Source organism: Thermococcus sp. 101 C5 (assembly GCF_009372125.1).
In the GTDB taxonomy this organism is placed as follows: Archaea; Methanobacteriota_B; Thermococci; order Thermococcales; family Thermococcaceae; genus Thermococcus_A; species Thermococcus_A bergensis.
On sequence record NZ_WHIZ01000054.1, the window covers coordinates 1 to 13,805 of the forward strand.

The following is a 13,805-nucleotide window of genomic DNA, read 5'->3' on the forward strand; positions in this document are numbered from 1 at the left end:
TTCTCCCAGTTGTGGAGGGTTGAGTAGTGAATGTTTGCTCCGAAGAATTTTCTGCCGTAGTGCTGGGCGTCTCTGAGGGGTAGGTTGTAGTATTGTTTAAAGAGGAGTATTGCCAGTATTGTTTTTACTGGAAATTTTTTGGATTTTGGCAGGTTCTTCAGCTTTCCTTCTGATTCGAAGTCTGCTAAAACGTCAAGAATTGCGAATGCCACGCTTTCAGGGTCTTTGAGTCTGTGATCCCATCTGGGGATCACGACAACCACCTGAAAGAATTCAGCAAAAACCCTAATAAAGGTTACTATAAACACGCCCCCTGCTGGCAAAAAATTTTAAAGCTAACAAAAGTTCCATAGGCAGGTGATAAAATGGAGGCTAGGGAAATAACCTATGCAGCACTCTTTGCAGCCTTAACTGCAGTTGGTGCTCAAATAGCGATTCCACTCGGCACTGTGCCAATAACGCTTCAAGTCTTGTTCGTTTTGCTAAGCGGTCTGATCTTGGGGGCGAAATTGGGCTTCTTAAGTCAGATAGTGTATCTCTTCATGGGTGCTATCGGGCTTCCTGTTTTTGCGAACTTCAGCGGAGGTCTCGCTTACATTTACGGCCCTACTGGAGGATACCTTATATCGTTCCCCCTTGCGGCGTTTTTAGCGGGGTTGGTGAGTGAAAAACGGAAAAGAATAACTGACTATGCTGTAGGCTCTGCAATAGGCATTTTGGTAATTTATCTTCTGGGTTGGTTGAGATTAGGGCTTTTTATGGGGGGAGATTTTGAAAAGGCCTTTATGGTAGGGGTTGTTCCTTTTATCCCAATAGATGCTGTAAAAGGGGCCATAGCAGTTGTAATTGCAGACCGGATTCACAAGAGCATTAAAATTTAGAACCCCTTTTCAATATTTTCTTCCGCAAATTTAACGTCAAAGGCAGTCCTTACTTTAAAGAAACTCAGCGAAACTTTTGGATTTCTTTTGATAAGCTCCTCTATGCTGACCTTTTCATAATCGAGGTATTTTGAAATGCAGCTTAGCCTTCTCTCATTCTCGCTTAAGCATGTCTCAACGGCCTTTCTTAGGGCTCTTGCATTGTAAAACGCGTGGGTAACTTCAGGGCTCCCATCGGCCCAAACCGGGATTAAAGCATCTGCATCGGACTCATAAAATAACGTCGAAAGGTAATTCACTAAGAATGGCATCACCAGGGGCATGTTGCCTTCTACAAGGAAGACGTCCCCCGAAAATGGCAACGCTTTGTAAAGGGCTTCGAGCTTGTTTCTTGCACTTACACCAACGGGATTTGAAATATGGAGTGAAAACTTTCTCAACTGGTCTTTTCTGACTATTGTGATGACTTCATCAATTCTTTTTGCGCTTAAAAGTCTCCTCTCAACTATCCTTATCATAGGTTCTTCAAGTATTGGAGTCAAATAGTTTTCCCACTTTCTTTCCGGAAAGGCAAGTATATATGCCTGCATGGGTGGAGATAGAACAGGGGTTTTAAAAACCTTCTTGAGAAATTTATATGCAGGAGGAAAGAAAAGATGAAGGTAAAAATTAGGAAGGAACTTTTGGAGTATCTTTTACAGCTGGCAAGAGATTTTTATCCCAACGAATTCGGAGGATTTCTAAGAGAAAAGGACGGAATCTTTGAAGAAGTCTTGATAATCCCAAAGGGCCACTTTGGGAAGAGCTCTGTTTATTTTGACACTTGGCTGTTGCCGCACGATAAACACATAAAGGGAACGGTTCATTCTCATCCAGTCCCTTCTTCAAGGCCTTCTCTAGCAGATGTGGGCTTTTTCTCCAAATTCGGAGGAGTCCATATAATAATTGCATATCCTTTTGATGAAGAGAGTGTAAAAGCCTATGATAGTGAAGGAAGAGGAATCGAGATAGAGATAGTTGGGTGACATTAGAATTCATATGAAAATTTTTATAAATGCTAATTTTCTTAGACCTTCCGGTGAGTATCCATGAAAGTTAGAGAACTCATTGAATCTCTAAACGAAAAGCAGAGAGCAACTGTACAAAAATGCTTGGCTTCATGTGAGATACTCGATTTAGATGAGGAAATTGAAACAGAGCTTTCCAGGGACCTAGTGGATTTCTTGAAGGTTTTATCAAATCCAATAAGGGCAGGAATAATAAAAATGCTCAAGAACAGGTGGATGTGCGTTTGCTTGATAGCAAAGGCACTGAACCAAGACCAGACTCTCATAAGCCACCACATTAGAACACTTAAAGAAATGAACCTTCTGCATGAGAGGAGAGAAGGAAAGCTTAGATTCTACAGAACAAACCTTGAGGAGCTTAAGAAATACGTTGAGATGCTGGAAAAAGAGCTCCTCTAAAACTTTAATTTTTAGTGGGTGAGGATTATGGAGCGGCTCCAGAGAGAGGTAGATAACGTGATAAAAAGCTTTGGTGGATACTGGGAGCCTTTTGAAATGCTGGGTGCAGTTGTTGAAGAGCTCGGAGAGCTGTCGAGAGAAATGCTGAAATTTGAGGGCATTAAAGAAAAAGGGGAAAAGCAGAAGGTCAAGGAAGAACTTGGTGATGTGTTGTTTGCCCTTTTGTGCATAGCGAACTACTATGAGATAGATGCAGAAGAAGCCCTCCTTGAGAGCATCTCCAAGTATTCCACAAGAGACAAAAATAGATGGAGTGACAAGAGCTGAATCCCTGCTACTTATTAGTCGATAAAATCCATATTCACTATCAATCTGGTACGGATTTTTCGAAAATGTTTATATAAATGAACAACGAAAATATATTAAGGTGGTTGTACATGAGGAAAAAAATTGACAAGTTTGATTTACAGATAATAAAACTGCTTTCAAAAAATGCAAGACTAAATTACAGACAGCTAGCTGAATATTTAAACACAACCCGTCAAAGAGTCTCAAGGCGCTTGGAGAGATTAGAAAAAGAGGGGATAATAAAGAAGTACACAATAATTCCGGATTTTGACAGACTTGGATACATATATGTGATACTAGGAATTACCCTAACCCCAGGAACTCCCTTGGAGGAGCAGATAGAAATTCTGAAAAATGATGAAGATGTTAAGGTGATAGAGAGAGCCATTGGGGCCCATAATCTGGTAGTTCACATTTTGGTGCCCAAAGACATGAAGGAAGTTGAGAAAAAAATAACGGAAATAACAGGGAAACTTAAAAACGTGGAGAAAGTTGACGTAACATTTGTGACAGAAGTTGTCAAATTTGAGTTAGTCTAAAATCTCTCTTTTTTTCGACAATAACTGAAAGAAAAGCTAATAAACGCATGGACAAAAGAAGCAAGCAAAACAACCATAAGCGGTGAGCGTTCATGAATATCCCAATTATTGCAGCAATTGCACTATTAGGCGCTTTGGCATATAAGCTGAAGGCCCTCGACGGCAAAGGTGTCATGGCTGCGGTGCTTGTTGGAGCAGCAACCATCGTACTTGGAGGAATGTTCCCATTTTTAGCGCTACTTACCTTTGTCATACTTGGGGTTCTTGCTACGAAGTATCGTTTTGCAGAAAAGGCCAAAAAAGGAGTTGCCCAAGAAGGAAAAGGAACAAGAAGCTGGCAAAACGTTCTTGGAAATGGTCTTGCTGCTGTAATATTTTTACTAGTTGAATACTACACCAAGCAAGATGTTTTCTGGGCAGCTACGTTTTCCGCAATAGCGACTGCAAATGCGGACACTCTCGCCAGTGAGCTGGGGAAGATATTTGGTAAAGCTCCAAAGATGATAACAACCTTAAAGCCCGCAAATGTGGGGGAAAATGGGGCTGTATCATGGCAAGGTGAAATCATAGCCCTAATCGGGGCATTTATCATAAGCATTTTCGCTGTCTTTTTGACATCCCAAAAAATTGAAATGCTTCTTGCGGTAACACTTGCCGGGTTTGTGGGTTGTAACCTTGATAGCCTGCTCGGTGCAACGCTTGAAAACCGGGGAGTTATAAACAACCACCACACAAACTTTTTAGCTACCCTCATAGGGGGAATAATTGGGGCAGGTATTTTCCTCGCCCTGCTGTGATGAGATGGCGGATTGCTGAGTCGTGATGACGACCTTAGGATCTGAGCTACCCTTGCTCTTCCTTTTTCCTTAATTCTTCTTCGTAGACAGTCCAGAGGGCAATTAAAGCGGCTGGAATTCCGTGTTCTGTTGCAAAGGTCATGTAAGGTGCGAGATCAATGACATAGTCTGCGTATCTAAAAAGCCCTCTAGGGATACCTTCTCTTGATCCTATAAAAACAACCACTTCTTTTGCATAGTGGATGTCTTTTGCAAGGTTTTCTTTTACTTCAGAAACACTGTGCCCTTTTGGGTCGGTGATTATGAGCAACCTTTTGTTCCTCCTTTTGTCCCTTATGACCTGATAAAGGTCCCACACGCTAACTGGAACTTTTTCTACCTTCCAGGGGTACGCCTCCCGCTGAATCTGGTATCTGGACTCTTGGCCGACTTTTACCCCCTTTATGAATTCCATTAACTCATAAGCGTTCATTTTCTCTTTGGGTGCTATGATAAGCTCTCTAACTTCAAAAGCCTGGGCAGCCCTACCAATTTTCTCACCAAAATTCCTGCAAGCTGTGTAATCGCCCCAGTATGGCATCTGAACTATTGTAACTTTTTTAAAGAGCTTTCTTGCGTCTATTTTGTTAGGAGTAAATTTTTTCCACTCCTCTTTTCCGGTGATGGAGATGTAAGCTCTATCCCCAATGATTTCAACTAAAACAGTTTTATCGGGAAAAGTTAAGTCGACTTCGGCGTTTGTAAGCTCTTTTATTTTCCCCCCGAGGGCTACGTTGACGTCAACACTTGAGAACTTGTGGCTTCCTCGTCTCTTAGTTTTTACGGCAAAGCTCTCTCCTTCTTTTATGTGTGCTGCTATTTGCTCCGAAACACTTAAGATGTCTTCAATCGTGGCGGGCACTTCGAAGAGCACGGGAATGGCTCTCTCTATCTCAGGAATCTCAAAAAACTTTTGTTCTGCATCTTTATCTTCGGTTTCCACAAGAACAAGACCGGAATACCCATGAGGAGCTATCCAAACTTTAGCATCATCAAGAACATCCTTAATGTAATTGGCAGCAACGGCTTCCATTCCCCGTTGAGTTTTAATTAAAAACTTCATAAAAACCACCAAAAGCTAAGAGAAAAGAGAAATAATCAGGCCTCTGGTTCTGCAAGAACCTTTATCTTCCTTATCTCAGCCTTCTTAAGTGGGTATATCTTTCTGGCTTCCTTTGCTATCTCAGCGGCCATCTTTCCGTTAACTGCTTCCAGCACAAAGTCCGTGAAGTTGAGCTCTTCTGCCTTCTTGCGGATTATGTTCTCCATTATTTCTCTAATGGCTCTCTCCTGGCTTGTCTGGATTCTTCTTATTGCTATGACCATACCCATAACTCTGAGCTTGTAGCCGTCTTTTGTTGTTATGTTAAAGATACCGTCAATTCTTGTGGTTCTTCTCCTTACGAGGCTTCTTATGTAGCTTCTTGCAAGCTTGTGGCCCTTAAACTTTGTGTATGCATTTTGACCCTTAACGTCGTAAATCTGGAAGTAAAGCTTCACGTGGCCCTTTGTGAAGTCTCCTGTTAAGTCCTTTAGGGTAGTCTCAATAACTCTTCCCTTCACCTTTTCGGGGTCATCTGCAGGGGTTAGACCGATCTCCTTGCTTCCGAAAAATTCTGGAGCGTAGACTATATACCAATTCTTAAGCTTCCACTTATCCCTTGCAGCGGCAGCAACTTTCCTTGGGTTAGCTCTTGCCATCTTAACACCTCCAGTTTCATTTCTTTATGACATCTTCAGCGATCTTGATTGAAAACACCAAATCATCTAAAGCTACTATCAAGCTTTCAATCTCACCAAGGTATTTAACTTTTGTTATGACTCTACCATCTTCCCAGTAAGTTCTAAATTTAAAGTTTTCTGGTAGATTTAGATTGTCAATTTCAACGGCTTCGGCAATAGCCTTGGCCGTACTTTCATCCCCATACCCCCAGATTATCTCGGCATTGGCCTTAATTTTCATTTGTCTCACCGCTTGAGTTCTGCTCTCCAAGGAGTTTGTCTATTAGTTCAGTGAACTCATTTATTTTGTCCTTGGGAATCCTTATGCCTGCTGCTATCGCATGCCCTCCTCCTTCTCCTCCAAGAATCTCTGCAGCTTTTCTTAGGGCTTCTCCTAAGTCGTAGCCCTTTTCAAGTCCCTTCTTTGTTGTTCTGGCGGAACCTTTTACAAGCCCGTCCTCCTCACTGTCTGCTAAAACAATCACCGGCTTTTCAGACTTTGCAAGCTGAGCGTTTATCGCCATTGTTGCTGCTATCCCCACCATCGTGTCTTTAATGTTTTTGCCTGCGTAGAATATGTAAGCATGTTCTTTCTCAATTGCATTGCTCCAGTTTTGTATGAGGTATCTCCTCATCTCTATCTGCTCCCGCTTGTACTCCTCTACGAGCTTTAATGCTTCTTTGAATGCTTTTTCGTCCCCCAAGCATATTGCAACCCCTAAAGTGCCCATGTTAAGCCTTCCTGTAGCGTTTAGGAGGGTGGCAAATTCTCTTGCCTCGTGCCTTGGGTCTCCTTCTGGATAGAGCTTAATCAACACGACGTCACCGATAAGTCTGTCAACGTCTTCTTTGGAAGCATTGTTCTTAATCAAATGAATAACAAGGGCATCATGGAGCTTTCTTTTTTCCTCTTCTCTGAGTTGCCAGTATTTCATATCAGGATCAAAGCCCTTACTGCGCAGGAATTCTATTGCATTTCTGAGGTCTCCTGTTATACCCGGAAGTTCTGGATTTGATGCATAAGCGAGCATCTGAGCCAAAGTCCGGGTCTCTCTTCCAAAAAGCCTCAGCTCTTTGCGGAGTTCTATCAGGTCTAATTCCTTAGCATCTTCTATTATATCAAGATTCATTCCGTGAAACTGTCCATCGATTTCCTGCATGTCGCCGACTGCACCAACAAGAGCCAAGTAGCTCAGATCCTTGTTTCTTTCGTTTATTGCCTTTGCTACGAAGTAGGCCACGCCAGAACCGCTCAGGTCTCTAACGCTATCCGCCCCAAATTGTGTGGGGTTTACAAGTATGTGGTTTTCCTGCTCAATCTTACCGTCTTCTGGAGGATGATGGTCTGCTATAACAACACTGGCATCTTTTAGATATTTCTCAATCAGCTTTATAGACCCGCTTCCGAGATCGCTGAAAACATAAATTTTCTGCTTTTCTTCTGCAAGCTCTTTTAGTACGTCTTCTCCCAGTTGCTTCACTATGCTGAGATGAAAATCTGCCCCCTCCCTAGCAAGCGCTTTTGCCAAAATTGCACCGGCAGTTATGCCATCAGCATCCCTATGTGAGACAATACGGATAGTATGACCTAACTCAATGTGCATCTTTATTAGTTCGGCACCTTCCCTAACCTTCTCTAAAAATGCGCTCTTATCCATTATACCACCTTAAATAAGGAAAAAGGTGAAAATCAGCGGACGAGAAGCTTTGCCTGCTCTGGATCGTATCTCCACTTGGCTGGTAGCTTTCCTGTCTTTCTGTAATACTTCACAAGCCTTCTGATCTTGCTCTCAGTAAGCTGAAGACCCCTCATTGAATGGAGATCTTTGGGGTGCTGCTCGAGGTGCTTCCTGAGTTTGACTGCCTTTCTAATGAGGAACATTAAATCTTCCGGAATCTCAGGAGCAAGACCGTTCTCTTCGAGTATCTTGGTTATTTTCTTTCCAGTAATGAGTTTAACACTCGGAATTCCATATTGGTCTCTCAAAATAGTGCCTATCATAGCGGCACTATAACCTTCCTTTCTGAGCTTAACAACAAGGTTCTCGACTTCCTCGGCTGTATATTCCACCCATGTAGGTGGAGCAGTCCTCGGTGGCTTCTTTGATCCAGACTTTCCTCTTTTTCTTGCATGCAACCTTGCCATTTCCAACACCTCCCGGTGACGGCCAGCTACTGCCAGCCGCCCCTTATAAGATTGCCAATATTGGGTGGCAAGAGGTGCTTTAAAAAGTTTGCCCCTGTGGTGGTTTACGTTTTTAAAAAATAAGTGAGAAGACAATCAGTATTCAAAATTCTTATTAACACCAAAAACAAAAATATGTTTTGGAGAGGGAGGGTCCGTTAATGAGAATTGAAATCAAACTCAAGCCTGAAAATAAGAATGCTATAGTGCCATTTAATTACAACGATGAAATTCATGATCAATTGCTTGAGAAGATTTTTCTTGCTGCGCCAGACTTAGCCGAGTTACTTCAAACAGAGTATAAAGACTATTTCACTTTTTCCAGAATAATGATTAGGGAAAGAGAAATTATCCCGGACAGAGGAATTAAAGTCCTTTCAGATGATATCTCACTTTATGTTTCATCTTCCCTCACCGAAATCATAAAGGCAATTGCAGAGGGATTTATCTCAAATCCTAACCTAAAGGTTGGGGAAGCATCCTTCTCTATGGCGGACATAAAAATACTCCGGGAGCCAAAGATAAGAGACGGGACACTTTTTTCGACGTTAAGCCCTATAGTCGTGAGGACGGCCAAGTTTGAAGATAACAAAGTAAAGACATGGGATCTTTATCCGAACAACGAAGGATTTCAAGACAAACTAAGAAAGATAATGCTTACGAAGTTTTCAGAGATAAATGGCAGGCTCCCAGAGAATACAGAGTTTCACCTTGATGTCATAAAGTTCAAACCCGTGAGGATAAAGGTGGGTAAGACATATTACAGGGGCTCTCTAATGGTTTTTCGGTATTACGGGTCGGAAGAAATAGCAAAGTTTGGATATGAAAACGGCTTTGGAGACAAAACCAGTTACGGTTTTGGGATGGTCAAAGTAATTGATGAAGAAGTAGAACAATAAAGCCTAAAATAACCTCTATCTCCCAGACCATAGCGACTAGCTGGGGCTCTTTTACTCTTTTTATCCTCATCAGCAAGCCCAGAAAGCTCAGGTAAGGGGGCGCTTTTAGGGTTCCATCTTCCAAAACTTCTGTTCGCCCCAACGGCCTGCCCTTGAATCGTATTTTCGATTTGAGGAGGAAATCCACAAAATGGGGTAACAGCAAAAACGCCGCAAAGATTTCAACTTTACCCAAAATGCCAATGAGCCCTATTAAAGCTCCAAGAGATAAAGTTCCTGTGTCCCCTGGAAAGATTTTAGCTGGATACCGGTTCCACCATAAAAATCCGAGGGCTATGGCACTTCCCGTAAATGCTAAAATTTGAGCATCCCCAGAAGTTATTAACCCCAAAAAGAAGAGGACTATAGCAGAAGTCCCAACTTCCAGCCCGTTGAATCCTGCAAGGAGGTTTACCAGATTGGCAGAGCCCGTTACGAAGAGCACTGCAAAGAGATAGTAGAGTAATCCAAGTTCAAAAGAAGCCAGCAAAATATTCAAATCTGTATCTAGGGACATCGAAATTATCGTTGACGAGACCAGCAAAGATAACAAAACTTTATGAGACTGTTTAAGCTGGGTTGTGTCATCTATTATGCCCACAACTCCAAAGAGGAGAAACACAAGAAGAGCCTTTGCGAGAGTTTCATTTAAGAGAACGGTAAGGCTTAATGGCAGTACAAGCAGAAAAACAATGCCTCCCATTTCCGGAACTTCGGGTTTATCTGGTTTGTGGATGTCTTTTCCGACTATGCCGGCCTTTTTCATTAATGAACCTATATACGGAGTGAGGAAAATGGAAAAGATAAACCCTATAACAGGCGTTATCATTATAACCACCTAGGCTAGATTAAGCAAAGGCTTAATAACTCTTCCGCCGCTGGAAAGAATATCTCAGGGTGAAAAGCATGGACATCCAGTTAGTTGTCTTCGACCTCGATGGAACTCTCGTGGGTGCCTCAATGGGCTTTGACGAAGTAAAGGAGAGGCTAAGGGGGAGGCTAGAAAAGGAAGGGATATCTGCAGAGCTCATTGGCGATTTGACTCCTATGTACGAAACATTGATTGAGATATCCCGAGCTACTGGCATAGATTTTGAGTATCTGCACTCGTTTCTTGTTGAGCTGGAAGCTGAGAGAGCTAAAGACAGCTACTTGTTTGAAGGTTCCAGAGAGTTGCTGGAGCTTTTAAAAGAAAATGGGGTAAAAATCGCCCTTATGACTAGAAGCTCCAGAAAAGCCACGGAGTATATGTTAAAAAAACACGGCATAGAGAAGTTTTTTGACCTCATTGTTACCAGGGATGACGTGTCCCCTGAAGATGTTAAACCAAATTCAGGACATTTAAAGGTGATACTGGATCATTTTGACGTTTCGCCAACGAAAACTATTGTAGTTGGAGACCATGGGTACGATTTACTTCCAGCAAGAGAGTTAGGGTGTTTAAGCGTGCTCATAACATCCAACGAAAGTGGAAGAATGAGCTTTAAAGTTGATGGGGATGCGAACTTTGAAGTTGCGACTATCAAAGAAGCTCTCGAGCTTTTCAAGCGTTTGCTTAAGACCTATGTTGTTGTACCTGCATACAACGAAGAGAAGACAATAAGCAACGTTCTGGAAAGCTTGCTTCAATATTTCAGGAGAGATGAAATTGTTGTCGTAAACGATGGGAGTAATGACGGAACGAGGGAAGTAGCTCGAGAAAAAGGCGTTGTTGTCTTGACGCACCTTGTAAACCGTGGACTGGGGGGAGCACTGGGGACGGGAATAAAATATGCCCTTCTCAAAGGGGCCGAGTTAATACTCACCTTCGATGCAGACGGCCAACATCTCGTTGATGACGCTTTAAGGGTAATGAAACCGGTTGCGGAGGGGAGAGCAGATTTTGCTGTGGGCTCGAGGTTAAAAGGTGACATAAGTGAAATGCCCTTCGTAAAGCGCTTTGGAAATTTTGTTCTTGATTTTATAACGGCAGTATTTGCCAGAAAATACGTTTCCGATTCCCAGAGTGGCTTGCGGTGCTTTAATAAGGAATGCGCATCCAAAATAAGAATAACGTGCGATAGATATGCTGTTTCAAGTGAAATAATAATCGAGGCTTCAAGAAACGGTTGCAGAATAGTTGAAGTCCCGATAAAAGCGGTTTACACCGAATACTCCAAAAAGAAAGGAACCAACGTTTTAGAGGGAGTGAAGATAGCCTTTAATTTGTTGTTAGATAAGATGAGGTGATAAAAATGTATGCCGTGCAATACATCGCCGTTATAATTATTTTAGCTCTTATAACATATGTACTTGGAAAATATGGGAGAAAAGAGCTTGACTGGCAGGATTTTGTGTTCTGGGGGGCCTTGCTTTTCATAATGCTGGTGATTTCCCTGAAACCTGTGGAGATCTCCATGGCAATAAAAAACATCCTTGGCCTTGGAAGGGGTCTAGATGCATTGTTTGTGGTCGCTATAGGTCTCAGCTACCTGCTGCTGTTTAGGCTTTACCTCGCAATAGATAGAGCTGAAAGGGAAATAACTGAACTGACGCGTCAGATTGCAATAGAACTTCGGGAGATTAGGGAAATGTTAGAAAAACTGGAAAAGACTTAATCCTTTCCAAAAAGCTCTTCCAGAAACACCTTAACTCTCTCTTTGGGGACTTTAAACTGTCTTATCTTTACAATTCCTTTTTCCTGGGCTTCTTTCAGCAAAATTTCAGTTGCCTTATTTGGATACATCTCTTCATAGACTATTTCTTTGATTCCAGCGTTTACGAGGAGCTTAAAGCAGACGTCGCATGGAAAATGGGTAACATAAAGAGTGGCCCCTTCAAGACTTATACCCTTTCTGGCTGCCATCGCTATGACGTTTTGCTCCGCATGTACGGCTCTACGACAGTGGCCATCCGCTATCAAGCAGCCCACATCGATACAGTGATCCATATTCCTCGGAGCCCCGTTATAACCCGTTGCTAGAATGTAGCCGTCTTTTACGGCAACTGCTCCCACTCTAAGCCTTGGACATGTAGCCCTTAGACTTACAAGCTTTGCAATGAGCATGAAGTACTCATCTTTCGTGGGGCGTATTCTCTTGATGTGCTCTGCTCTCTCTTTATTCAGAACTATTTCCACTTGCATGGCACCACCAAATAAAAAAGAAACAATAAGGTTAAAAGAGTTTTTCATCAGTTGAGAATTCTCTCCCTGAGATTCATCGCTTCAACTTCTGCAATAATTCTCCATATTCTCTCTTCATAACTTGGGTGCGTATCAAAGATCGATCTCTGATGGGGCCTTTCTATCTCAGGCTCTATAGACGGAAATGCGGACTCCTTAACTTCAATTCTCAGATCCTCATAGTACTTGAGTTCTTCGAGGGCCCTCTTTAGGGCTAGAGGGGTGGATATTATACGTAGTGCCGCTTCATCGGCTTTAAACTCCCTCTGCTTTAAATAATCAGACCTGAGCACCTCGTAGAGAAGGTAAAACGTGAAAGATACCAGTGAAACTAATGCTTCCTGGGAGATCAGGGAATTCAAAAGGGCTAACGCAAACATGAAGTACCTCCCATAAGAAACAAGTGGAAAGAGGATGGTATCTTTATTTTTTATATGGCCTATTTCATGAGCAGCAACCGCGAGAATTTCTTCTTCATCAAGAACTTCAAACAGCCCCATAGAAAGCACAATTGAATTTCTGAAAGAATAGGCATTTGGTATGTAGTCGTCCAATATATAAATTTCGGGCGTTGTTATCCCTGCTTTGTTTGCCATTCTTACTATCCCTTCATAAAGCCATGGCATATCATCAGGGGAAAGCTTTCTATGCTCTCCCCTTAAGATCCTCGTAATAGTCCACAAATATAACCCAAAAAGAACGAGGAGTATCCCGAGTACAAATAGCAGGCCAAGCCTTCTCAAATACACCAGTGTAATCGCCAATTGAGCGAGAAATATAAGCCTGAGCATCTGCTATCACTTCTTTATTTTTGAAAGATATGCAACGGTTGCCTCCTTGAAATTGCTCATAAGAGCGTTTAAAATGCTCTCAACAACTTTCTTCTCAAACTCTTCTTTGCTTGTAGCCACGCTGTAAACGTATCTCATTCCGCCTCTTCCCGTCTCTATGCTTCTCTTTAACAGCCCTCTCTCACAGAGCCTGTTCATTAATATGCTAACTGTAGAACGTCTTAAGGTTTCATGTTTCTCTTTTAGATATTCATAAACATCTCCAGCCGTTGCAACCTTCACTTTCCACATATACTCCATTATCTCGGCTTCCATTGGGGGAAGAACGGCCTTTAGGCCGTCTTCATTTAGCTTGAATTCATGAGGTTGCATTGAACATTCCCTCCAAGTTGTTAGTTTTAATTAACAAACTAACATTCATTCATGCATAATATTATACGCAACACTATACATAAATCTTTTGGAACACTCCAGAAAAGCATATGGAATCTATTTGGCGGGCCGGGGGGGATTCGAACCCCCGACCTGCGGATTAAGAGTCCGCCGCTCTAACCATGCTAAGCTACCGGCCCACGCCCAATCCAATAAGGATTGGAGACTATTTATAAATCTTTCGGTCAGAGAGGGCGTGTTTATAGTAACCTTTATTAGGGTTTTTGCTGAATTCTTTCAGGTGGTTGTCGTGATCCCCAGATGGGATCACAGACTCAAAGACCCTGAAAGCGTGGCATTCGCAATTCTTGACGTTTTAGCAGACTTCGAATCAGAAGGAAAGCTGAAGAACCTGCCAAAATCCAAAAAATTTCCAGTAAAAACAATACTGGCAATACTCCTCTTTAAACAATACTACAACCTACCCCTCAGAGACGCCCAGCACTACGGCAGAAAATTCTTCGGAGCAAACATTCACTACTCAACCCTCCACAACTGGGAGAA

General features: G+C 42.3%; 21 protein-coding genes and 1 tRNA gene. 10 read left to right on the top strand and 12 right to left on the bottom strand.

From position 1 onward, the window contains the following. On the bottom strand, positions 1-308 hold a 308-nt coding region (locus tag GBV73_RS08285; RefSeq protein ID WP_152878644.1), incomplete at its 3' end, for a hypothetical protein. A 57-nt stretch (positions 309-365) separates the two neighbouring features. Here GBV73_RS08285 and GBV73_RS08290 point away from each other — a divergent pair. Continuing rightward, on the top strand, positions 366-881 hold the full coding sequence (locus GBV73_RS08290) for a biotin transporter BioY (RefSeq protein WP_042700896.1): 516 nt from the start codon (positions 366-368) through the stop codon (positions 879-881). Here GBV73_RS08290 and GBV73_RS08295 read toward each other — a convergent pair. Next, complete coding sequence (locus GBV73_RS08295; RefSeq protein WP_152880685.1) at positions 878-1,471, bottom strand: NTP transferase domain-containing protein; 594 nt, start codon at positions 1,469-1,471, stop codon at positions 878-880. The genes GBV73_RS08290 and GBV73_RS08295 overlap by 4 nt on opposite strands. Before the next feature lie 66 nt (positions 1,472-1,537). On the opposite strand from GBV73_RS08295, the gene GBV73_RS08300 reads away from it, so the two are divergent. The 5 genes from GBV73_RS08300 to GBV73_RS08320 all read left to right on the top strand — a co-directional run bounded on the left by GBV73_RS08300 (position 1,538) and on the right by GBV73_RS08320 (position 4,031). Next, positions 1,538-1,906: a Mov34/MPN/PAD-1 family protein gene (locus tag GBV73_RS08300; protein WP_042700890.1), complete on the top strand. Its 369-nt coding sequence runs from the start codon at positions 1,538-1,540 to the stop codon at positions 1,904-1,906. 63 nt (positions 1,907-1,969) lie between these two features. Beyond that, positions 1,970-2,347, top strand: coding sequence for a helix-turn-helix transcriptional regulator (locus GBV73_RS08305; RefSeq protein ID WP_152880687.1), 378 nt, complete (start codon positions 1,970-1,972; stop codon positions 2,345-2,347). A gap of 27 nt (positions 2,348-2,374) precedes the next feature. Beyond that, positions 2,375-2,674, top strand: a complete 300-nt coding sequence (locus GBV73_RS08310; protein WP_042700881.1) for a MazG nucleotide pyrophosphohydrolase domain-containing protein — start codon at positions 2,375-2,377, stop codon at positions 2,672-2,674. Positions 2,675-2,784: 110 nt separating this feature from the next. Next, entirely contained in the window at positions 2,785-3,234 is a 450-nt protein-coding gene (locus GBV73_RS08315; protein ID WP_042700878.1) for an Lrp/AsnC family transcriptional regulator, read from the top strand. A gap of 92 nt (positions 3,235-3,326) precedes the next feature. Next, complete coding sequence (locus GBV73_RS08320; protein WP_152880689.1) at positions 3,327-4,031, top strand: TIGR00297 family protein; 705 nt, start codon at positions 3,327-3,329, stop codon at positions 4,029-4,031. 46 nt (positions 4,032-4,077) lie between these two features. Here GBV73_RS08320 and GBV73_RS08325 read toward each other — a convergent pair whose 3' ends face one another. The 5 genes from GBV73_RS08325 to GBV73_RS08345 are packed head-to-tail and all read right to left on the bottom strand — an operon-like array spanning position 4,078 to position 7,938. After that, on the bottom strand, positions 4,078-5,133 hold the full coding sequence (locus tag GBV73_RS08325; RefSeq protein WP_042700873.1) for an SPOUT family RNA methylase: 1,056 nt from the start codon (positions 5,131-5,133) through the stop codon (positions 4,078-4,080). A 35-nt stretch (positions 5,134-5,168) separates the two neighbouring features. Next, positions 5,169-5,771, bottom strand: a complete 603-nt coding sequence (locus GBV73_RS08330) for a 30S ribosomal protein S3ae (protein WP_042700870.1) — start codon at positions 5,769-5,771, stop codon at positions 5,169-5,171. Between the two features lie 16 nt (positions 5,772-5,787). Beyond that, positions 5,788-6,033: a KEOPS complex subunit Pcc1 gene (locus GBV73_RS08335; protein ID WP_152880691.1), complete on the bottom strand. Its 246-nt coding sequence runs from the start codon at positions 6,031-6,033 to the stop codon at positions 5,788-5,790. Beyond that, positions 6,023-7,450, bottom strand: coding sequence for a DHHA1 domain-containing protein (locus GBV73_RS08340; RefSeq protein ID WP_042700865.1), 1,428 nt, complete (start codon positions 7,448-7,450; stop codon positions 6,023-6,025). Before GBV73_RS08340 ends, GBV73_RS08335 begins: the two co-directional genes overlap by 11 nt. Positions 7,451-7,482: 32 nt before the next feature. Then, positions 7,483-7,938, bottom strand: coding sequence for a 30S ribosomal protein S15 (locus GBV73_RS08345; protein ID WP_042700862.1), 456 nt, complete (start codon positions 7,936-7,938; stop codon positions 7,483-7,485). Between the two features lie 200 nt (positions 7,939-8,138). On the opposite strand from GBV73_RS08345, the gene cas6 reads away from it, so the two are divergent. Further along, on the top strand, positions 8,139-8,876 hold the full coding sequence (gene cas6 / locus GBV73_RS08350) for a CRISPR-associated endoribonuclease Cas6 (RefSeq protein ID WP_042700860.1): 738 nt from the start codon (positions 8,139-8,141) through the stop codon (positions 8,874-8,876). Here cas6 and GBV73_RS08355 read toward each other — a convergent pair. Then, the gene (locus tag GBV73_RS08355; RefSeq protein WP_152880699.1) at positions 8,845-9,744 is read right to left on the bottom strand and encodes a glycosyltransferase 4 family protein; all 900 of its coding nucleotides are present in this window, start codon (positions 9,742-9,744) and stop codon (positions 8,845-8,847) included. The two genes, cas6 and GBV73_RS08355, sit on opposite strands and share 32 nt — an antisense overlap. Positions 9,745-9,821: 77 nt before the next feature. Here GBV73_RS08355 and GBV73_RS08360 point away from each other — a divergent pair, with 77 nt between their 5' ends. Both GBV73_RS08360 and GBV73_RS08365 read left to right on the top strand, forming a co-directional pair. Beyond that, positions 9,822-11,144, top strand: coding sequence for a glycosyltransferase (locus GBV73_RS08360; protein WP_042700855.1), 1,323 nt, complete (start codon positions 9,822-9,824; stop codon positions 11,142-11,144). A 5-nt stretch (positions 11,145-11,149) separates the two neighbouring features. Next, a complete protein-coding gene (locus tag GBV73_RS08365; RefSeq protein WP_152880693.1) occupies positions 11,150-11,512 on the top strand; it encodes a DUF2304 domain-containing protein in 363 nt (120 codons plus the stop codon). Here GBV73_RS08365 and GBV73_RS08370 read toward each other — a convergent pair. The 4 genes from GBV73_RS08370 to GBV73_RS08385 all read right to left on the bottom strand — a co-directional run bounded on the left by GBV73_RS08370 (position 11,509) and on the right by GBV73_RS08385 (position 13,441). Continuing rightward, the gene (locus GBV73_RS08370; protein ID WP_042700850.1) at positions 11,509-12,039 is read right to left on the bottom strand and encodes a cytidine/deoxycytidylate deaminase family protein; all 531 of its coding nucleotides are present in this window, start codon (positions 12,037-12,039) and stop codon (positions 11,509-11,511) included. The genes GBV73_RS08365 and GBV73_RS08370 overlap by 4 nt on opposite strands. A gap of 47 nt (positions 12,040-12,086) precedes the next feature. Further along, positions 12,087-12,827 (bottom strand): M48 family metallopeptidase, encoded by a 741-nt coding sequence (locus tag GBV73_RS08375; RefSeq protein WP_371717065.1) that lies wholly within the window; start codon positions 12,825-12,827, stop codon positions 12,087-12,089. Between the two features lie 48 nt (positions 12,828-12,875). Then, on the bottom strand, positions 12,876-13,241 hold the full coding sequence (locus GBV73_RS08380) for a BlaI/MecI/CopY family transcriptional regulator (protein ID WP_152880697.1): 366 nt from the start codon (positions 13,239-13,241) through the stop codon (positions 12,876-12,878). Between the two features lie 122 nt (positions 13,242-13,363). Continuing rightward, positions 13,364-13,441 (bottom strand) — tRNA-Lys (locus GBV73_RS08385). Positions 13,442-13,497: 56 nt separating this feature from the next. Here GBV73_RS08385 and GBV73_RS08390 point away from each other — a divergent pair. Further along, positions 13,498-13,805: hypothetical protein (locus GBV73_RS08390; protein ID WP_152878644.1), on the top strand; the 308-nt coding region annotated here is incomplete at its 3' end.